Annotated in this window: 19 protein-coding genes; 6 read left to right on the top strand and 13 right to left on the bottom strand. The window is 64.0% G+C overall.

Going from position 1 to position 20,134, the window contains the following annotated elements:
• Positions 1 to 46: 46 nt before the first annotated feature.
• On the top strand, positions 47 to 658 hold the full coding sequence (gene cmk, locus ACEWPM_RS10555) for a (d)CMP kinase (RefSeq protein WP_393962046.1): 612 nt from the start codon (positions 47 to 49) through the stop codon (positions 656 to 658).
• A gap of 132 nt (positions 659 to 790) precedes the next feature.
• Entirely contained in the window at positions 791 to 2,554 is a 1,764-nt protein-coding gene (rpsA, locus tag ACEWPM_RS10550) for a 30S ribosomal protein S1 (RefSeq protein ID WP_393962047.1), read from the top strand.
• 72 nt (positions 2,555 to 2,626) lie between these two features.
• Here the strand turns inward: rpsA and ACEWPM_RS10545 are convergent, their stop codons facing one another.
• From ACEWPM_RS10545 to ACEWPM_RS10515, 7 genes are all read right to left on the bottom strand, one after another.
• Positions 2,627 to 3,550: a calcium/sodium antiporter gene (locus tag ACEWPM_RS10545; protein WP_393962048.1), complete on the bottom strand. Its 924-nt coding sequence runs from the start codon at positions 3,548 to 3,550 to the stop codon at positions 2,627 to 2,629.
• Positions 3,551 to 3,690: 140 nt separating this feature from the next.
• Complete coding sequence (locus tag ACEWPM_RS10540; protein WP_393962049.1) at positions 3,691 to 4,569, bottom strand: dimethyl sulfoxide reductase anchor subunit family protein; 879 nt, start codon at positions 4,567 to 4,569, stop codon at positions 3,691 to 3,693.
• Between the two features lies 1 nt (position 4,570).
• On the bottom strand, positions 4,571 to 5,326 hold the full coding sequence (locus ACEWPM_RS10535; RefSeq protein ID WP_393962050.1) for a 4Fe-4S dicluster domain-containing protein: 756 nt from the start codon (positions 5,324 to 5,326) through the stop codon (positions 4,571 to 4,573).
• Entirely contained in the window at positions 5,323 to 5,514 is a 192-nt protein-coding gene (locus tag ACEWPM_RS10530) for a hypothetical protein (RefSeq protein ID WP_393962051.1), read from the bottom strand. Before ACEWPM_RS10530 ends, ACEWPM_RS10535 begins: the two co-directional genes overlap by 4 nt.
• Positions 5,511 to 8,360: a molybdopterin oxidoreductase family protein gene (locus ACEWPM_RS10525; protein ID WP_393962052.1), complete on the bottom strand. Its 2,850-nt coding sequence runs from the start codon at positions 8,358 to 8,360 to the stop codon at positions 5,511 to 5,513. The genes ACEWPM_RS10530 and ACEWPM_RS10525 overlap by 4 nt, the downstream gene beginning before the upstream one ends.
• A gap of 128 nt (positions 8,361 to 8,488) precedes the next feature.
• Positions 8,489 to 9,067, bottom strand: a complete 579-nt coding sequence (locus ACEWPM_RS10520; RefSeq protein ID WP_393962053.1) for a DUF1523 family protein — start codon at positions 9,065 to 9,067, stop codon at positions 8,489 to 8,491.
• Positions 9,068 to 9,078: 11 nt separating this feature from the next.
• Positions 9,079 to 9,345, bottom strand: coding sequence for a hypothetical protein (locus ACEWPM_RS10515; protein WP_393962054.1), 267 nt, complete (start codon positions 9,343 to 9,345; stop codon positions 9,079 to 9,081).
• A gap of 191 nt (positions 9,346 to 9,536) precedes the next feature.
• Between ACEWPM_RS10515 and ACEWPM_RS10510 the strand changes: the two genes are divergently transcribed.
• Positions 9,537 to 9,989, top strand: coding sequence for an NUDIX hydrolase (locus ACEWPM_RS10510; protein WP_393962055.1), 453 nt, complete (start codon positions 9,537 to 9,539; stop codon positions 9,987 to 9,989).
• Between the two features lie 181 nt (positions 9,990 to 10,170).
• Here the strand turns inward: ACEWPM_RS10510 and ACEWPM_RS10505 are convergent, their stop codons facing one another.
• The gene (locus tag ACEWPM_RS10505) at positions 10,171 to 11,379 is read right to left on the bottom strand and encodes an aminopeptidase P family protein (protein ID WP_393962056.1); all 1,209 of its coding nucleotides are present in this window, start codon (positions 11,377 to 11,379) and stop codon (positions 10,171 to 10,173) included.
• Between the two features lie 145 nt (positions 11,380 to 11,524).
• Here ACEWPM_RS10505 and ACEWPM_RS10500 point away from each other — a divergent pair, with 145 nt between their 5' ends.
• The 3 genes from ACEWPM_RS10500 to ACEWPM_RS10490 all read left to right on the top strand — a co-directional run bounded on the left by ACEWPM_RS10500 (position 11,525) and on the right by ACEWPM_RS10490 (position 15,266).
• On the top strand, positions 11,525 to 12,532 hold the full coding sequence (locus tag ACEWPM_RS10500; RefSeq protein WP_393962057.1) for a P1 family peptidase: 1,008 nt from the start codon (positions 11,525 to 11,527) through the stop codon (positions 12,530 to 12,532).
• Between the two features lie 69 nt (positions 12,533 to 12,601).
• Positions 12,602 to 13,705: a transporter substrate-binding domain-containing protein gene (locus ACEWPM_RS10495; protein WP_393962058.1), complete on the top strand. Its 1,104-nt coding sequence runs from the start codon at positions 12,602 to 12,604 to the stop codon at positions 13,703 to 13,705.
• A 91-nt stretch (positions 13,706 to 13,796) separates the two neighbouring features.
• On the top strand, positions 13,797 to 15,266 hold the full coding sequence (locus ACEWPM_RS10490) for an NAD-dependent succinate-semialdehyde dehydrogenase (protein ID WP_393962059.1): 1,470 nt from the start codon (positions 13,797 to 13,799) through the stop codon (positions 15,264 to 15,266).
• 84 nt (positions 15,267 to 15,350) lie between these two features.
• Here ACEWPM_RS10490 and ACEWPM_RS10485 read toward each other — a convergent pair whose 3' ends face one another.
• The 5 genes from ACEWPM_RS10485 to ACEWPM_RS10465 form a co-directional block, all read right to left on the bottom strand.
• Positions 15,351 to 15,818 (bottom strand): Hsp20 family protein, encoded by a 468-nt coding sequence (locus ACEWPM_RS10485; protein WP_393962060.1) that lies wholly within the window; start codon positions 15,816 to 15,818, stop codon positions 15,351 to 15,353.
• A gap of 138 nt (positions 15,819 to 15,956) precedes the next feature.
• On the bottom strand, positions 15,957 to 16,709 hold the full coding sequence (locus ACEWPM_RS10480) for a trypsin-like serine peptidase (RefSeq protein ID WP_393962061.1): 753 nt from the start codon (positions 16,707 to 16,709) through the stop codon (positions 15,957 to 15,959).
• A gap of 44 nt (positions 16,710 to 16,753) precedes the next feature.
• Positions 16,754 to 17,572, bottom strand: a complete 819-nt coding sequence (locus ACEWPM_RS10475) for a trypsin-like serine peptidase (protein WP_393962062.1) — start codon at positions 17,570 to 17,572, stop codon at positions 16,754 to 16,756.
• Between the two features lie 61 nt (positions 17,573 to 17,633).
• Positions 17,634 to 18,962, bottom strand: a complete 1,329-nt coding sequence (glcF, locus tag ACEWPM_RS10470; RefSeq protein ID WP_393962063.1) for a glycolate oxidase subunit GlcF — start codon at positions 18,960 to 18,962, stop codon at positions 17,634 to 17,636.
• The gene (locus tag ACEWPM_RS10465; protein WP_393962064.1) at positions 18,962 to 20,083 is read right to left on the bottom strand and encodes an FAD-binding protein; all 1,122 of its coding nucleotides are present in this window, start codon (positions 20,081 to 20,083) and stop codon (positions 18,962 to 18,964) included. The genes glcF and ACEWPM_RS10465 overlap by 1 nt, the downstream gene beginning before the upstream one ends.
• Positions 20,084 to 20,134: the final 51 nt, after the last annotated feature.

Here is a 20,134-nt window from a genome sequence, read left to right as displayed (position 1 = left end):
CGTTGCAGTACCCATGCAGCGGACGCAGCGGCAAAGGCATTGGGCTATGGCATTCACGATCGCGATCGACGGTCCGGCAGCGGCGGGCAAGGGCACGGTCGGACGCAGGCTGGCTGCGTATTTCGGCTTTGCCCATCTCGATACCGGGCTGCTCTATCGCGCGACTGGACGGCGCATGCTGGACGGCGAGGGCGCGGTCGAGGCGGCGCGCGCGCTGCAGCCAAAGGACTTGGAAGCGCCAGATCTGCGCACTCCCGAAGTCGGACAGGCTGCCAGCCGCGTCGCCGCAATCCCCGAGGTGCGCCAGGCGCTTGTCGATTTTCAGCGGGCCTTCGCGGCGCGCGCGGGTGGCGCCATTCTGGATGGGCGCGATATCGGCACTGTCATCTGCCCCGATGCCGACGTGAAGCTCTACGTGACCGCGTCGGACGAGGTGCGCGCAGCGCGGCGCTTGGCCGAGCTGACCGGCACCGGCCACGATGTCACCTATGAGTCCGTGCTGGCCGATCTGCGCCAGCGTGACGCCCGCGACAGCGCCCGCGCCGCCGCGCCACTCAAACCCGCCGAGGATGCCGTGCAACTCGATACATCGCGCCTGACCATCGAAGAGGCCGTGGCCGCCGCCATCGCCGAGGTCGAGCGCGTCCAGCAGGGCTAGGCCCCCGCCTGCCCTTGCCAATCAAGCAGTTTACCCGTATACGCGCGCCTGTCACCAAGGCGATACCTATCGCGATTCCGAAAGTACCCGAGCAGGGCCCGGCTTCCCCCGCGGCCTCTTTCGGGTTTTCGCATGTTGCCTGACCAACGAAACCCCAAGACCGGCGGAGACAACCGCACGGCCCGAAAAACCCATAAAGGAACCCGAGACCACATGGCTCAAGATACATCTATGGAGGAATTCGAAGCCCTCTTGAACGAAAGCTTCGAAATGGACACGCCCGAAGAGGGCACAGTCGTCAAGGGCAAGGTCATCGCTGTCGAAGCGGGCCAGGCCATCATCGACGTAGGCTACAAGATGGAAGGCCGCGTCGATCTCAAGGAATTCGCGAACCCCGGCGAGCAGCCCGACATCAATGTCGGCGATGAAGTCGAAGTGTTCCTGCGCTCTGCCGAAAACGCGCGTGGCGAAGCCGTCATCAGCCGCGAGATGGCGCGCCGCGAAGAAGCATGGGACCGTCTGGAAAAAGCATATGCCGCGGAAGAGCGCGTCGAAGGCGCCATCTTCGGCCGCGTCAAGGGCGGCTTTACCGTCGATCTCGGCGGCGCCGTGGCCTTCCTGCCCGGCTCCCAGGTCGATGTGCGCCCCGTGCGCGACGCCGGCCCGCTCATGGGCCTCAAGCAGCCGTTCCAGATCCTCAAGATGGACCGTCGCCGTGGCAACATCGTTGTATCGCGCCGTGCGATCCTCGAAGAGAGCCGCGCCGAGCAGCGCGCCGAAGTCATTGGCAAGCTGACCGAGGGTGACAATGTCGATGGCGTCGTCAAGAACATCACCGAGTATGGCGCATTCGTCGACCTGGGCGGTGTGGACGGCCTTCTGCACGTTACCGACATGGCATGGCGCCGTGTGAACCACCCCTCCGAGATCCTGTCGATCGGCGAGACGGTCAAGGTGCAGGTGATCAAGATCAACAAGGAAACCCACCGCATTTCCTTGGGCATGAAGCAGCTGCAGGAAGATCCGTGGGACATGGTTGCCGCCAAGTACCCGCTGGAATCGACCCATACGGGCCGCGTCACGAACATCACCGATTATGGCGCGTTCGTCGAACTGGAGCCCGGTGTCGAGGGTCTCGTCCACGTCTCGGAAATGTCCTGGACCAAGAAGAACGTGCATCCCGGCAAGATCGTGTCGACCAGCCAGGAAGTCGAAGTCATGGTCCTCGAGATCGACCAGGCCAAGCGCCGCGTGTCTCTGGGCCTCAAGCAGACCATGCGTAACCCGTGGGAAGTCTTTGCCGAGACGCATCCCGAGGGCACCGAGGTCGAGGGCGAGGTCAAGAACATCACCGAATTCGGTCTGTTCATCGGCCTCGAAGGCGAGATCGACGGCATGGTTCACCTTTCGGACATCAGCTGGGACGAGCGTGGCGAGGATGCGATCCAGAACTACCGCAAGGGCGATATGGTTCAGGCGGTCGTCTCCGAAGTCGACACCGACAAGGAGCGCATTTCGCTTTCGATCAAGAACCTCGGCGGCGACAAATTCGCCGAAGCGGTTGGTGGCGTGAAGCGCGGCTCGATCATCACCGTGACGGTGACCTCGATCGAGGATGGCGGTATCGAAGTGGAATATGAAGGCATGAAGTCCTTCATCCGCCGCTCCGACCTCAGCCGTGACCGTGCCGAGCAGCGCCCGGATCGCTTCAACGTGGGCGACAAGGTTGATGTGCGCGTGACCAACGTCGATGCCAAATCGCACCGCCTGGGTCTGTCGATCAAGGCGCGCGAGATCGCGGAAGAGAAAGAAGCCGTCGAGCAGTATGGCTCGTCCGACTCGGGTGCATCGCTGGGAGACATCCTTGGCGCGGCGCTGAAGTCCGACAAGGACTGATCTGCCCCACGGTTTGAATTTCGAAAGGCCCCGCAGGAAACTGCGGGGCCTTTTCGTTTACTCGGGATCGCGTCAACCCTGCGCGGCGATGATGTAGCCGATGTAGGCGATCAGCATCGCTACACCCATCACGCGCCCGATCACCGGGCGCAGCAGCAAGAGCGCGGTCAGCGCCAGTGAGGCGGCGATCATCACCGGCAGGTCGAAGCCCAGAAAGCGCGGCGCCACCGGAATGGGTGATATGACTGCCGTCAGGCCGAGAATGCCCAGCACGTTAAAGACGTTCGAGCCGATCACATTGCCGATGGCGATGGCCGATTGGCGACGAAAGGCGGCGATCACCGAGGTCGCCAGCTCGGGTAGCGAGGTGCCCACGGCCACGATCGTGAGGCCGATGAACGCCTCCGACAAACCGAACCCCTGCGCGATGGCCACCGCGCCATCCACCAGAAACCGTGCGCCCAGCATCAATGCGATCAGACCGCCCACCAGCCAGAGCCCGGCGCGTAGGGCGGGCATGGGCGGCGGAAGGCCCGCCTCCTCGTCCGGCACCGCATCGCCGGGCTGCAGATAGGCCCAAGCAAGGTATCCGGCCAGCGCCATGACCAACACTGCGCCCGGCAGACGCCCAACCTCGCCCAGCGCCAGGATGGGCACCAGCGCCAGCGCGGCGCCCACCATCACCGCTGTGTCGCGGCGGAGCGTCGCCCCCGATACCGTGATCGGCCAGATCAGCGCCGTTGTGCCCACGATCAGCAGCACATTGGCGATGTTGGATCCCACCACGTTGCCCAGCGCCACATCCGGCACGCCTCTCAGCGCGGCATCCACGGACACCAGAAGCTCGGGCGTGGAGGTGCCGAAGCCGACCACCGTGAGGCCGATCAGCAGTGGCGAGATGGCCATGCGCCGCGCCAGCCCGACACTGCCCCGCACCAGCGCGTCGCCGCCCAGAAAAAGGCCGATGAGGCCGAGGGCGACGTAAAGATAATCCATGATGGCTCCGTTCAAGTACTGGTGATCGCTTGCAAGTGACAACGCGCCGCGTCGTCTGCAAGGCCCGGTGGAAAATGGATATCCCGCGCTTCAGGCATGATCGGGGTCGAGTATTTTCGGAAAGATGAAAGAGAAGCTACTCAGGCCTGCCGCTCGCCGTAGTAGAGGCCGACGACATGTTCGGCCTCGGCGAAAAAGAGCCAGCGCGAGGCAGCGATGCCGGCGATATGGCTGATGACGGCGATCGCCGCCGTGATATGGCCGCCCGGCAGCCCGAGAAGCATCACCGGCAGCACGTAGCCCAGCGTCAGCGCGATGAGCCGCAGCTTTTGCGCATGACGGCGACCCACCACATGCACGAATTCCCGCAGGAGGTAGTTAGTGCCGGTGTGGGGCGGCTCGAACGCGCGCGGTGTGCCGATGGCGCCAAGGCCCGTGGCGGTTCTCAGGGTCGTGCCCGATCGCGCAAGCGCCCCGTCGCCGCGCACCCACCATGCGATCTGAACGAGCGCCGCGATGGGCAGCAGGATGATGGCCAGCGTCACCTGTCCGGCCATGAGCGCGCCGCCTGCCAGAGAGATCGACAGGTAGAGCGCGGGCGTCAACCATGTATGCCAGCGCGGCACCGGACGCATCTGTGTGTAGATCATTGAGGTGGTGAAGGTGACACCAACGCTGAGCGCCGCGCCAAGCCAGCCAACGGGCGCCCAGCGCTGATCGAAAAAGACGAGGCCCGCGCCGTAAAGCGCCATGATGACAAGCGCCGCCACCGCCACGCAAGCCTCGCGGCTGAGCCAACTGGTGCGCCATTGGGTGAACGCCTTGAGTGCACGCTCGGGGTGGCCGAGATGGAAGGTGGAGGCGATGAGGCCGCCGACGGCGAGCAGGTAGGCGACAGCGAAGAAGATGAAGCCCGACCATCCGGTGGGGACGATCACGCCGCTGCCCAGCCAGAAGAGGAGCCCGAAACCAAGACCCGAAAGCGTGGTGAAGATGATGACGGAGGCAGCAGGATGCATGTCAGAGCTTCGAGAGCGCGCGGTCGAGCCAGGCGACAAAGCCTTTCGGCTCGGTCAAGGGCGTGTCGAGGAAGGGGGCGAGAATATCGGTCAGGGGCGCCTGATCGTGCTGGTCCCGCGGGCGGGGTGGCAGGTATTTGTTGACCGGTTTGGTGCCTTGCTCGGGCATCAGGTCGAACCCGCCACGCTCGGCTGTGAGACGGCTGACATGGCTGTCCGGGTCATTGAGGTCGCCGAAATGGCGCGCACCGGCGGGGCAACTGCGCACGCAGGCGGGGACGCGGTCCACTTCGGGCAGGTTCTGGTTATAGATGCGGTCAACGCAGAGGGTGCATTTTTTCATCACGCCTTCCTCTGCGTCCATTTCGCGCGCGCCGTAGGGGCAGGCCCAGGCGCAGAGGCCGCAGCCGATGCAGTCGGTCTCGTTGACCAGTACGATCCCGTCCTCGGCGCGTTTATAGCTGGCGCCCGTCGGGCAGACGGTGACGCAGGGCGCATCCTCGCAATGCAGGCAGGATTTGGGGAAATGAACGACCTGCGAGGTGCCCTCCTCGGGCTGCACCTCGTAACTGTGCACGCGGTTGAGAAACGTGCCCGTGGGATCCTCGCCATAGGGGCGCTGGTCACTGAGGGGGGCACCGTAATTTTCGGTGTTCCAGCCTTTGCAGGAGATGACGCAGGCATGACAGCCGACGCAGGTGTCGAGGTCGATCACGAGGCCGAGTTTGCGCGGTGAGGGAGGCGGTAGCGAAGTCATGTGCCGGCTCCTGTTGCGCTGGCGGACCGGGGCGCTGCCCCGGACCCCGGGATATTTCCCGCAAGAAGATGCTGGACGGGCCGCCCAGCTGCATCGTCGCCCCAGGTGGCGATGAACCAGATGAAGGACCCGAGGACCAGCGCCACAAAAAGCAGGATCGCAAGAAGGGTGCGCTGTGGTCCACTCATGACCCCGCCTTCCATGCGAGAGTTTCGGGACCCTGACCGACGGGGGACGCCTGGGCCGGAAAGATGGGATGCGCCTCGGACGGAGCGGGCACCTTTTCGAGGCGCACACGCAGGTCAAACCACGCGGCCTGGCCGGTGACGGGGTCGGAGTTGGACCAGCGCAGTCCGTCCCCTTTGAGCGGCAGCAATTCGTGGATGAGGTTATTCAGGAGGAATCCCTTGGTCGTTTCGGGAGCTTTTTCCCTGAGCGCCCAAGCGCCCTTGCGTTTGCCGATGGCATTCCATGTCCAGACGGTATGTGGATTGAGCGCGGCCATGTGGGCCACGGGCACGGTGATCTCGCCATGGGCCGAGGTGACACGCGCCCAGTCACCGTCCTTGAAACCGTGCTCTTCGAAAAGACGGGTCGGCAGGTAGAGCGGGTTGTGTCCGTGAATCTGGCGCAGCCAGGCGTTCTGGCTGCCCCATGAGTGATACATCGCCATGGGCCGCTGCGTGAGGGCGTGGATCGGGAATTCGGCCTCGTCCACATGGCCGTCTTCCAGCGCCGCATGCCAGATGGGTAGCGGGTCCATCGTGGCCTTGATACGCTCACGCAGGTGACTTGGCGGCTGGTGGTCGCCATGCCCCTCGGCGGCCAGTTGAAAGCGACGCATCGGTTCGGAATAAAGCTCGAATATATAGGGTTGGGGCGTGTCGAAGAGGCCGGTGCGGACGGCCCAGTCCTGGTAGGCCATGTTCCACGGCTTGTAGTATTGCGCCTCTTCGGGGATGTTCTGGATGCAGAAGCCGCCGTTCTCGATATAGGTATCGAGCTGCGCCTCGTTGGGGGTGCCGCGCCCGTGGGTCAGGCCGTTCTCGCCCATGCGCCAACCGGCAAGCGGACCGATCCCGGGCTTGCGCTCGTGATGGGTGATGTAATCGGCATAATCGGCGTAGCGCGCGCTGCCGTCCTCATTGACAAATCCCGGCAGCCTGAGCCGCGCGCCGAGATCGCAAAGCACGGACTGAAAGCCGCGCACGTCGCGATCAGGCGTGACTACCGGCCAGCGGATGGCGTCGGCTGCGCCGTTCGGCTCGCTGATTGGCCGGTCGAGGAGCGAGATGCAATCGAAGCGTTCGAGGTAGGTCGTATCGGGCAAGATAAGATCGGCATAGGCGACCATCTCGCTGCTATAGGCGTCCGAGTAGATGATACGCGGGATGATGTACTCGCCGGTCTCATCCGTATCGGTCAGCATCTGTATCACGCCCGACGTGTTCATCGACGAGTTCCATGCCATGTTCGCCATATACAGGAAGAGCGTGTCGATCTTGTAGGGATCGCCCGCATGGGCATTCGAGATGACCATATGCATCAGGCCATGCGCGCTGAGAGGGTTCTCCCACGTAAAGGCCTTGTCGATGCGTGCGGGGCTGCCATCGGGCCTCAGGCAGAGATCCTCGGGGCCGGCAGGGTAGCCCAAGTGCGGGCCGTCGAGCGGCTTGCCGGGGGTGCTGCGCGAATGCGGCTTCGGATGGGCATGCGCCGGCTTGGGGTATGGCGGCTTGAACCGCATGCCGCCGGGCACCTCGACGGCGCCCAGCAGAATCTGCAGCATGTGCAGCGCGCGGCAGGTCTGGAAGCCGTTGGAATGGGCCGAGATGCCGCGCATCGCGTGAAAGCTGACGGGGCGGCCCGTCATGGTCTGGTGTGTCTCGCCGCGGAAATCGGTCCATGCGCGGTCTAGCGTGAAGAAGTCGTCAAATGCCACGCGGGCCAACTCAGCGGCGATTGACTTGATCTTCTGTGGGGTGATGCCGCAACGCTCGGCCACCGCCTCGGGCGTGTATTGCGGATCAAGGTAGCGCTCGGCCATCAGGTGCATGACCGGCCGGTGCGTTATCCCTGCCGCACGGTGGGTCGCGTGCAGATCGGGGCGGATACCCTTAGCGTCGAAGGCGGCCAGCTTGCCGGTGTTGCGGTCGATCACCTGCGGTTTGCCATCCGCATCGCGCAGAAAAAGGCCATGCTCGGGGGATTTGGGATCGCTGTTTATCAAAACCGGGGCGTTGGTGTAGCGTGCGAGGTAATCGAGATCGATCCGGCCCGTGCGCATCAGCTCATGCACCAACGCGAGGATGAAGAGCCCGTCAGTGCCCGGCGTGATGCCGACCCAATCATCGGCCACGGCGTTATAGCCAGAGCGGACCGGGTTGACTCCGATGACGCGCGCGCCCCGCGCTTTGATCTTGCCGATCCCCATTTTGATCGGGTTGCTGTCATGGTCCTCGGCCACGCCAAAGAGCATGAAAAGCTTGGTGTGCTCCCAATCGGGGCTGCCGAATTCCCAGAAGGCGCCGCCCATCGTGTAAATGCCCGCCGCTGCCATGTTGACTGAGCAAAAGCCGCCATGGGCCGCGTAATTCGGTGTGCCGAAATTCTGCGCCCAATAGCTGGTGAAGCTCTGCGACTGATCGCGTCCAGTGAAAAACGCCAACTTCTCGGGCGCCTCGGCGCGCAGGGGGGCAAGCCATTCGGTTGCCAGCGATAACGCCTCGTCCCAGCCAATTTCCTCAAATTCGCCCGATCCGCGTGGGCCGACGCGCCTCAAGGGCGCGCGCAGGCGGGCGGGAGAATTGTGCTGCATGATCCCGGCGCTACCCTTGGCACAAAGGACACCCTTGTTCACAGGGTGATCGCGATTGCCCTCAATATAGGCGACCTTTCCGTCCTTCATGTGCACGTTGATGCCGCAGCGGCAGGCGCACATATAGCAGGTGGTCTTGCGCACCTCGTCCGAAACGGGCGGGCTGAGGTCGAGGTCAGGCTGGCGTTGCGTCACGGCGGGCGTCGAGCCTTTCATCTGGGGCGCCGCGCGGCAGAAGCGGCTATTGGTCAGCCTGATCTAAGCAGACCCGGCCCGCTCTTGTCACGGCCCTTCTGCGCAAGCAGTGGCCGAGGCGGGAACGGCGAAGGGATGACGCTTGGCGATCACCCCCAGCCTTCAGTGAATTCATCCACCTTGCGCTGCTCGCGTCGGGCACGAAACTTGCGCCAGCGCGCCCAGATGCCCCAAACGAAGGCCGCCAATACCGTCAGCAGGATGATGTTGAACCAAGGGATGATGCGCGCGTCCGGCCCCGCGACCGGTTTGACACTCACGGCATTGGGGTAAATCGACAGGAATTCGTTGCGCCAGCCGTAATGCGTGATCGACACCCATTGCGCGACGCTCGCGCTGCGGGTCGAGACAAGGTCGGACGCCTCAGCCTGTAGGTTGGCCGTGTCGAACTTGAAATAAGGCGGCCAGCCCCAGCCGGTATCCTCGTTGCGGTAGATCATCGGCTTTCCATTCTCGAGGAAAGTCTGGATGAAAAATACGTCGCGGTTGGTCGGCGCGCCAGTCTCGGTACTGGGGGGATTGGCCCAGAAGAACGGGTACTCGAAATCCTCGCGGGTCTCATACGTGTCGGTAATGCGCACAATATCATGCTGCGGCAGAGTGTAGTGCAGAAAGGCCAACATGACCGTCCAGAACACACCCCAGAAAACCCATTTCACATAGACCATTCGGGCCCCCCTCAGTTGAAATTCGTCAGGTAGACGATAATCGCCACCACCGTTACCGGCACCACGTAAACGCCTAGGATCAATTTTCGACGCAGGGACGCGTCATATTCTTTCAGACCCGCATCGACAAAGGCGTCCTCGTCGCCCGGCTTGCCCGCAATCAGCCACTCCGCCTCCAGCTTGCCCCGTCGCACCCGGCGCGAATAGATCGACAGCAGAATGTAGATCACCGTCAGGATGATCCCGCCGACAAGGACCAGTTTCAAGAGTGCGACCATGATGCGTGCCCCCGGCTGCGATATGCCTTTGTATGGCGGATCGGGAGGATATGGAAACATCATGTGGTGCGGCGCAGAGCGGTAATGTCGGCGCCGAGCCCGACTTGCAAGACTGCTGCAGTGCCGCCAATGTCTGCTTTACGGGAAAATGAATAGACGCGCCCACGGTCTGCGCGTGAAAGGACGCTCAGATGAACATTGAGTGGCAAAGGGCTGCCGCATATGTGGTCGCGATTGATCTGGAATATCGTATTTTGCTGACTAAATTTGAAAAACCTGGCCACCCTAAATCGGGTGCGTGGACATTGCCGGGTGGTGGCATGGAATGGGGCGAGCAAGCGAGCGAAACTGCGATCCGTGAGGTAAAGGAAGAAACTGGTCTAGAAGCGGAGATAGGGCCCTTACTTGGTGCACAATCAGAGTGGATTGAAGCAAGCGCGTCCGAGTGGGGACAACCCGGTCTCGCACTCCGTTTGATTTTCAAGGCTCGCAATTGCGCTGGAGCGCTCAAGAAAGACTTCAGTGACGATGACACTACGGTGGCCGCCGCTTGGTTCAGGGTGGAAGACGTCCATAGACTGAACAGGGTTGAGGTTGTGGACTTTGGCATTGCCCTAAATTCCGAGAGGGGACTTGCAGACTGATCGCTGGCGATGTCAGCAAGCAGAATTTCACCCCATATCAATGAGGGTCAGTTTTGTCCCGTATGGCGGCCGCTCGCTCGCTTACGTCTCGCCTTGCACGCCCCCTCCCCCCTCGTGCAAACGCTCGCAAAAAAGGGCGGCCCATCACAGGCCGCCCATTGCACATCTTCGGCGTCTGGCCTTAGCCGACGACGTTGAATTCCGGTCCGTAGGGATAGCCGGTGATATCCTCGTTGCCATCCTCGGTGATGATCAGAACGTCATGCTCGCGGTAGCCGCCTGCGCCGGGCTGATCGTCGGCGATGGTCAGCATCGGCTCCATCGAGATGACCATGCCGGGCTCCAGCACTGTGTCGATATCTTCGCGCAGTTCCAGACCCGCCTCGCGACCGTAGTAATGCGACAGGATGCCAAAGCTGTGGCCATAGCCGAAGGTGCGGTATTGCAGCAACTGACGCTCTTCGAGGAAGTCGTTGATCTTGTGCGTGACCTCCGCGCAGGAGACGCCGGGCTTCAAGAGGCTCATGCCGTATTCATGCGCGGCCACGTTCGCCTCCCAGACCTTGAGCGAGGCGTCATCGACCTCGCCCACGAACATGGTCCGCTCCAGCGCGACATAATAGCTTGAGATCATCGGGAAGGTGTTGAGCGACAGGATATCGCCCCGCTCCAGCTGGCGCGCGGTCACCGGGTTATGCGCGCCGTCGGTATTGATGCCTGACTGGAACCAGACCCAGGTGTCGCGGTATTCCGCATCCGGGAATTCCTTGGCGATCTCCATCTCCATCGCGTCGCGTCCCGCCATGGCGACGTCGATCTCGCGGGTGCCGACCTTGACGGCATCCTTGATCGCATAGCCACCCACATCGGCCACCTTGCAGCAGCGGCGAATCAAATCCAGCTCCGCCTGGCTTTTCGCCATGCGCTGCACCATTGTGGTAGGCGCGATGTCGACCGATTTGGACGGCTTGAGGAAGCTGTCCAACTTCGATTTCTGCAGCAGCGTCAGGTGGTCGCCCTCATAGCCGATCACCTTCCCCTCGCCGGAGACGGACAGGATCGCACGCCAGTAATTGTCGCGCTGCCAGTCGGTATAGGTGATGTTGTCGCCGTGGCTGCGGCGCCAAGGCTGGCCCGCGTCGATGCCCGCCGAGATGGTCACGTCCTGATCGGCCGTGACAACAAGGCCGTAGGGACGGCCAAAGGCGCAATAGAGGAAACCGCTGTAATAGGCGATATTGTGCATCGAGGTGAAGACGGCGACATCGACACCCAGATCGGCCATGCGCGCGCGCAGCCCTTTGAGGCGAGCCTCGTATTCGGCGGCCTCGAACTGGAGGGGCGCCTTTTCACCATTGTGAAAGCGGTACATTTCAGGACGTGCAGTCATAGTGAGCCTTTCCTTGACAGAAAGGTCCCGGCGTTCAGGACTGTTGGGATATGCGGCCTGGGCCCGTTGTGCGCGGGCGAGCGGCGCCACCGCTCCGGCTGAAGCTGTTCTTGCCGATCTCGCGGATTTTGGCAAGATGTTTTGCATGATGGATCAATTCTCTTCGGGCGGGTCCGGCCCGCTGAACCTGATCACCGATGTCGCGGGACTGCGTGTCGGCAATGCCTCGGATATCGGGATCAACACCGGAGTGACGGTGCTGACCGCCGACGTGCCCTTTACGGCAGGGGTGCATGTCATGGGCGGCGCGCCCGGCACGCGCGAGACGGATCTGCTGGCTCCCGACCGGACCGTGCAGCAGGTCGATGCGCTGGTGCTTTCGGGCGGCTCGGCCTTCGGGCTCGACGCGGCCTCAGGCGTGGCGGACGCCTTGGCCCTCCAAGGGCGCGGCTTTGCGGTGGGCGATTCGCGTGTGCCCATAGTGCCGGGAGCGATCCTGTTCGATCTGCTGAATGGCGGAGACAAGAATTGGGCCGAGAACCCTTACAAGGGCCTCGGAGCAGAAGCCCTGGCAGCGGCGGGCACCCGGTTTGATTTGGGTAGCAGTGGCGCGGGCACCGGCGCGCTGACGGCAACGCTCAAGGGCGGGCTTGGCTCAGCCTCCTACGTTTTGCCTTCGGGCCACACTGTCGGCGCGCTCGTCGCGGTCAATGCGCTGGGATCGGCCACCGTTGGGACAGGCCCGCATTTCTGGGCCGCCCCGTTCGAGATCGGACGCGAGTTCGGCGGGCTGGGCGCGGCGCAGGACTATGGCGACGTTCACGCGCCGCCCACCAAGATGGGCGGCGGCAACACCACAATCGCAATCGTCGCCACCGACGCGGCGCTCGATCAGTCACAATGCACGCGCCTCGCCACATCGGCGCATGATGGGATGGCACGCGCGCTGCTTCCGTCGCACACGCCGATGGACGGCGATCTGGTCTTTGCCGCCAGCACGGGCGCCCGGCGCCTCAAAGACCCAAGCGAGGCGATGATGCTGGGCCATGCCGCCGCAACCTGCCTTGCACGCGCCATAGCGCGGGCTGTATGGCTGGCGCGGCCCGCCAATGGTGATACTGTGCCCTGCTGGAGCGATCTTCACGGGCGATGACGCATGAACCAACTCCAGAGCGGGCAAGTTTTACCCGTTGTTCGACGAATTGATACGGAGCCTGACGACTTGCCAAGATCCCAACTGCGCCGCCTCACCGCCTGTCTCATCCTTCTCGCCACGAGCATCCTTTCACCGCTAGCCGCCGCCTCCCAGGAGACCGCTGCCGAGGACATCGAGGCCCCGTTGATCGTGGCCACCAAGACGACCCCTCCCTTCGCCTATATGGGCCCTGGGGATGAATGGACGGGGATCGCCATCGACGTGGTGGATGCCGTCGCCGCCGATCTGGGCCGCACCGTCGTATGGCGCGAGGATACGCTGGAGGGTATGCTGGACTCCGTCGAGGCCGGCACCTCCGATGCCGCCGCTGCGGCCATCACGATCACGCCGGCGCGCGAGGCAAATCTGGATTTTACCTTTCCGTTCTACACGACCGGCCTCGGCATCGCGGTAGACCCCGAGGCCGGAAGCGGCTGGATGCAGGTGCTGCGCAACTTCTTCACTTGGCAATTCGCGGTCGCCATCGCGACGCTGTCGGCGGTCCTTCTTTCGGCGGGTGCTGCTGTCTGGGCCTTTGAGCGAGGCCATAACGAGGAGTTTCCCAAGGACGCGGCGCGCGGACTTGGCGACGGGTTTTGGTGGGCCGCTGTGACCATGACGACCGTGGGCTATGGCGACAAGGCGCCGCGCAGTCTGGGCGGGCGCATCGTCGGGCTGATCTGGATGTTCACCTCGATGCTGATCGTCGCCAGCTTTACCGCCGCGATCGCGGCGTCCCTGACGGTGGGCAGCCTTGGCAATCCGATTCAGAGCGTCACGGATCTCAGCGACGTGCGCGTGGGCGTCATCGACGGCACCACCGGCGCCGATGAGATGATCGCCCGCCGGGTGCGCATCGCGCGCTATGACGATGTGGCCGAGGCCTTCGACGCGCTGCTTGCCGGTCATGTCGGCGCAGTGGTGCATGACCGTCCGTTGCTGCAATGGGTGGCCTTGCAGGAGTATGAAAGCGAGGTGCGCGTGCTGGAGGATGCAGTGGGGCGGCAGGATTACGGCATCGCCCTTCAGGCCGACTCGCCCCTGCGCGAGCCGATGAATCAGGCCCTGCTGGAGTATCTGCGCGGCAATCGCTGGGCCGATGTTCAGAACAGATATCTCGGCAATAACTGACGCCTATGGCCGCCAAACGCGCCCAAGGCTGGACAAGACCGGCGCAAGGTGCTTTGGCTTGCGCCAAAATCAACCCGAAAGGATGCATGACATGAGCACGACAGATCTCAAATCACTGCTCAAGGACCCCGGCCTCTTGGCCGACAAGTCCTATGTGAATGGCGAATGGGTCAGCGGCGACAAGACGTTCGACGTGATGAACCCCGCGCGCGGCGATGTCATCGCGCAAATGGCCGATCTCAGCCGCGATCAGGTGGCAGATGCCATCGCCGCCGCCGAGAAGGCCCAGAAGGAATGGGCCAAGTGGACCGGCAAGGAGCGCGCGGCGGTCCTGCGCAAATGGTTCGACCTGATGATGGAGAACCAGGACGATCTGGGCACCATCATGACCGCCGAGCAGGGCAAACCGCTGGCCGAGGCCAAGGGCGAGATCGCCTATGGCGCGTCTTTCGTCGAGTTCTTTGGCGAAGAGGCCAAGCGCGTCTACGGCGAGACCATCCCCGGCCACCAGCGCGACAAGCGCATCATGGTCATCAAGCAGCCCATCGGCGTTGCGGCCTCGATCACGCCCTGGAACTTCCCCAACGCAATGATCACGCGCAAGGCCGCGCCCGCGCTGGCCGCGGGCTGTGCCTTTGTCGGTCGCCCCGCTGCCGAGACGCCGCTGAGCGCCACCGCCCTGGGCGTGCTGGCCGAGCGTGCGGGCATCCCCGCGGGCGTTTTCAACATCGTGACCTCCTCGCGCAGCTCGGACGTGGGCAAGGAGTTCTGCGAGAACCCCGCCGTGCGCAAGCTGACCTTTACCGGCTCGACCGAAGTGGGGCGCATCCTGCTGAAGCAGGCTGCCGATCAGGTGATGAAATGCTCGATGGAGCTGGGCGGCAACGCGCCCTTTATCGTGTTCGACGACGCCGATCTCGATGCCGCCGTCGAGGGCGCGATCATGTGCAAGTTCCGCAACAACGGCCAGACCTGCGTCTGCGCCAACCGGATCTATGTGCAGGCCGGCGTCTATGACGCCTTCGCCGAGAAGCTGAAGGCGGCGGTCGAAAAGCTGAAGATGGGCGACGGCATGGAAGAGGGCGTGAACCTCGGCCCGCTCATCAACAAGGACGCCATCACCAAGGTGCAGGAGCATGTCGCCGACGCCAAATCCAAGGGCGGCACCGTCATTCTGGGCGGCGGCGAGCCTGCGCAGCGCGAAGGCAACTTCCTGCCCCCCACCATCATCACCGGCGCGACGCAGGACATGCAGTTCGCCACGGACGAGACGTTCGGCCCGCTCGCGCCGCTCTTCAAGTTCGAGGATGTGGATGACGTGATCGCGATGGCCAATGACACGATCTTCGGCCTTGCCAGCTATTTCTACGCCAAGGATCTCAGCCGCGTCTACAAGGTGGCCGAGGCGCTGGAATATGGCATCGTTGGTGTGAACACTGGCATCATCTCGACCGAGCTTGCCCCCTTCGGCGGCGTCAAGCAGTCGGGCCTTGGCCGCGAAGGCAGCCATCACGGCATCGAGGATTACCTTGAGATGAAATACATCTGCATGTCGGTCTGAGAAAATTCCCTGAAGTCTCGTTCCGATTTTCTTCTTCAAAGAAAATCATGCGCCCCGCCGGTCCTCCGGCGGGGCGCTGTCGTTTCAGTTCACCGACTTCGCGTCGATCGCATCCTTGTCCGCGCTCTTGCGGCTCTCGATGGCGATGCGGCGGGGCTTCAGCGCCTCGGGGACTTCGCGCACGAGGTCGATATGCAGCATGCCGTCCGCATGGGTCGCGTTCAGCGCGCGCACATGATCGGCCAGCTGGAACCGCCGTTCGAAGGCGCGGGTGGCGATGCCGCGATGCAGATAGGTGCGCTCTTCGCCGTCATCCGCCTTGCGGGCCGAGACGATCAGCGCGCCCTCGCGCAGCTCGACCGACAGATCATCCTCGGCAAAGCCTGCGACAGCGATCGAAATGCGCCACGCATCCTCGCCGGTCTTTTCGATATTGTAGGGGGGATAGGTCGGCTGCGGCGTATCCGCAGTCAGTACGCGGTCCATCATGTCCGCGATCTGGTCAAAGCCGACAGTGGCCCGGTAAAGCGGGGCCAGATCAAAGTTTCGCATGGGTCATCCTCCATTGAGCGATACCATTATGAAATGCCTTCCCATATGGGACAGGCGGTCTTTGCGCGGACCCGTGAGGCGTCCGGCAGTTATTATTTGGGAGAGGCTGAGCCCCGTTTCAAGACCTGCGGCCAGGCTTCATGGCTTGGCGAATTTCGCCCCTGAGGCACCGCCGCCCTGCCCCGTTTCGATCCGGCGTGGGATCGTTCCGGCCGAGCGCGGTGGCTTGCGCAACTCGCGCTTCAGCTCTTCGACGATGGCTGGCAGCGCCATTCCATAGGCCACATCATCCGCACCCGCCGAGATCAGCGACACGATCCGCGCCCGCTGGCCCCGCGCCCGTGCGAAAACAGGCGCCCCGGATGACCCGAAAGTGACGTCGCAATCGAAGGACATCAGGCCCTGCCCGACGCCGGTGATGCCGCAATCGCGCTGCCACGACAGCGCCGCATCGCGTCCCCGTCCATAGCTGACCACACTGACGCGCAAGCCGGTCTTTGCCTCCGCCCCGGCCAGCACGAAGGGGCTAGCCACCGCGGCGGGGATGGGCGCCGCCAGCTTCAACAGGGCAGCATCATGGCGGACCATGTCGGCGGTCGTGCGGCGCGCCGGGCTATAGGCGGGATGCGCCGCGATCCGGACAATACCGCTTTGCGATATGAAGGCATCATCGCGCAGCCCCGCGCGAAAGGTGATCCGCTCGGGCGCGATCAGAGCGCCCGCCTCGTCATAAACGCAATGCGCGGCCGTCAGCACCAGATCAGGCGCGATCAGCGATCCGGTACAATATCCCTTGCCCTCCAGGTCCAGCCTGCCGACCGCCTCCCAGCCAAAGAGATCCTCGCGATCCGTCAGGCGGATCAAGCTGCTGGCTGGCGCGGCAGATGCCATCAACAGGCCGCCCAAGATGAGCGCGGTTATGCCCGCCAGTCTCCTCACGGCTTGGCGAACTTGGCCCCGGTGTTGCGCACCTGGCCGACCTCGGCCATGAACGGGCCTGAGCCTGCGCGCCCGCCCCGTCCGGCGGCCAGCTCGGCTTTGAGCACTTCCAGTGGCAGTTGCAGCTGCGTTCCCAGAGACACCTTCTGACCCTCGACCTCCGCCATGGCCGACACTACTGACACGACGCGCGGCGCGCCGCCATCGAAGGTAAAGATCGGCGCGCCCGAGCTGCCGTAATCCACGTCGCAGGACATCACCAGCACACCTTCCTGCCGGGCCATCACGTCGCAGACCTCCTGCAGGGATGGCGCATCCGAGCGTCCACGCGCATAGCTGACGACACCCACGCGCTGCCCCGGCTCGGGGCGCTCATCGGTGGCGAAGGGCGCAACGCGCGCGTTGCGAATGGGGTGGCGCAGCTCCAGCAGGGCCACGTCGTTGCGCACCCGCTCGGCCGCGACCTCGCCGTCCTGGACGTAGCTGGGATGAACCACGGCCCGCCGGACCCAGCGATAGGCCGAGGCGCGCCCGTTGCGCCAGCCTGCCAGAAACTCGATCTTTTCATGGTCGAGACGCAGGCCCGTGTTGCTGTCGAAAAGGCAATGCGCCGCCGTCAGAACCAGATCGGGCGCGATCAGCGCCCCGGTGCAAAATCCCCGCCCGGCCAGTTCCAGCCGCCCCACGGCTTCCCAGCCGCGCCCGTCATCGCCAGTATCCAGACGCTTTAGCCCGGCCTCCTGCGCATGCCCCACCACCGGCGCGCTACCGAAGATCAGGCCCAGCGTCAGGGCGGTCGTTAGGATGCGCAGCATAGGGTCTCCGGCACTAGAGGGGCAGTCAGCTTAGGCAGGTAGCAACGGTTTAGGGCAGAATTTAGGCGTCTTGAACGTTTCGGCGCAAATCGGGCACGCGTTCGGCATCACTCAGGGTGGGGGGCACCGGGCCGCCGGTCGCCCAGTCCAGAAGCTCGACGGTATGTACCATCGGGATATCCGTTCCGCTGCCGATCTGGATCATGCAGCCGATATTGCCTGCCGCGATCACGTCGGGCGCGCGCGCCTCGATTGCCGCTACCTTGCGCGCCTTCAACTGCTTTGAAATTACAGGCTGCATCAGGTTGTACGTGCCGGCCGAGCCGCAACACAGGTGACTCTCAGCAGGCTCGACCACGTCGAAGCCGGCCTGGCGCAACAGGTCCTTGGGATAGGTCTTGATCTGTTGGCCATGCTGCAGCGAGCAGGCGGCATGGTAGGCCACCGTCAACCCCTTGGGCGCGCCTTCGGGCAGGTCCAGCTGCATCAGTAGTTCGCTGACATCCATCGCAATGCCCGATACCCGCGCCGCATCCTCTGCCAGCGGATCATTACGGAACATATGTCCATAATCCTTGACGGTCGTGCCACAGCCCGAGGTATTGATCACGATCGCATCGAGGCCGCCGCCGTCCATCTCGGCGCTCCAAGCACGGATGTTTTTCGCCGCCGCCTCGTGGCTCTCGCCGGTCTTGCCCATATGATGCACCAGTGCGCCGCAGCAGCCCGCGCCCTTGGCCACCACCACGTCGCAGCCGAGCCGCCTCAGCAGGCGGATGGTCGCGTCGTTGATATCGGTGTTCAGGGCCTTTTGCGCGCAGCCCGTCATCAGCGCCACGCGCTTGCGCCGCGGCGCATCCGCCTCGTGCGTTTGCGGATCGTCATTGCGGCTGACGGGCGGGATGCGCTTCGGCGCCATCTCCAGCATTGCGCGCAGGCGGGCATCGGGCATCAGCCGCGCGAAAGGCCGCCCCATCTTGGCCCCCAAAAGGGCCAGCCGAAAGCGCCCCGGATAGGGCAGGATCCGCGCCAGCATCCAGCGCAGCGCGCGGTCGGACCAGGGCCGCTGGTAATTCTGGTCGATATAGGCGCGCGCATGATCGACCAAATGCATGTAATGCACGCCAGACGGGCAGGTCGTCATGCAGGCAAGGCAGGACAGGCACCGGTCGATATGCTTGACCGTCTTGGCGTCTGGAACGCGGCTGTTCTCCAGCATGTCCTTGATCAGGTAGATGCGGCCACGTGGGCTATCGAGTTCATCGCCAAGGATCTGATAGGTCGGGCAGGTCGCCGTGCAGAACCCGCAATGCACGCAAGCACGCAGGATCTGGTTCGAGCGTTCGACATCCGGATCGCTCAGTTGCTCGGGCGTGAAATGCGTCTGCATCAGGCGGCTCCTTTCCGGGGGGCCATGAGGCCCGGATTGAAAAGGCCGCGCGGATCGAACCGCGTCCGCAGCCCCGCCTCAAGCGCCGCGACCGGCGGGGATGCGGGGTGGAAAACGCCCAGCCGCGCCTTGGTCTCCGGCGCCGCCCGCATCAGCGTTGCGTAACCGCCGAAATCGCCCAGCGTCGCGCGCAAATCGAACCCTTCGGGCACGCGCAACCAGATCAGGCCACCGCCCCAGTCATAGACCGCCTCGGCGTCCGGCACCCGCGCGGCCAGCGCCGGTCCCTCGGTGGGCCGCGCCGAGACGCGCCAGACATCCCCGCCGCCCTTCAGGGCGGTGACGTCGCGAATGCCCTCCCATAGCGCCACCCCCTCCTCGATCAGGTCCCAGGATCCGAATTCAGACAAAAGCGCCTGAAGCCGCTTGGCACGGTAGGCGACCGACGCTTCAAAACCTTCAAGCCGCAGCAAGGTGCGCGGCGTTTCCACCGCCACATGCGCGGCGCCCGATACTTCGAAGGGCGATCCCAATGCCCGCGAAAGCGCCGCAACGGCGCGCACGTCCTCCAGACCGTCCAGCGCCAGCGTCACCGACGCGCGCGGGATCGGCATCACCTTGAGCGATACCTCGGTCAGCACGCCCAGCGTCCCATGGCTGCCTGCCATCAGCTTGGTCAGGTCGTAGCCGGTCACGTTCTTCATCACGCGCCCGCCATTCTTGACGATGCGTCCCGCCCCGTCGACAAACCGCACGCCCAGCATGAAATCACGGCATGCGCCGACCGCAATCCGGCGCGGCCCCGAGACATTGGCCGCCACGACGCCGCCGATCGTCGGCACGCCCTCGGTGCCAAGCAGCGGGCGGTGATCCATCGGCTCGAAGGCCAGCCTCTGACCGTCTCGCGCCAGTGCCTCCTCAACCTCGGCCAGCGGGGTGCCCGCGCGCACCACCAGCGTCAGTGCCCCCGGCTCGTAGAGAGTGATGCCGGACAGCCCGGCCGTCGACAGAACCTGGCCCGGCGCCGCGCCAAAGCCGCGCGTGCCGCCACCTTTGATGGCCACCGACCCCTCGGCCTCTGCCACCATCCGCGCCAGTTCTTCTTCGGTTTCGGGACGCATCACGTTCTTCTTGCCTCAAATATCCAAAAGACGCCTGCCACGGGGCGCAGG

It is taken from the genome of Roseovarius maritimus (assembly GCF_043355895.2).
GTDB lineage: Bacteria > Pseudomonadota > Alphaproteobacteria > Rhodobacterales > Rhodobacteraceae > Roseovarius > Roseovarius maritimus.
The sequence above is the reverse complement of the archived record's forward strand: the minus strand, read 5'-3'. Positions and strand labels throughout refer to the sequence as shown.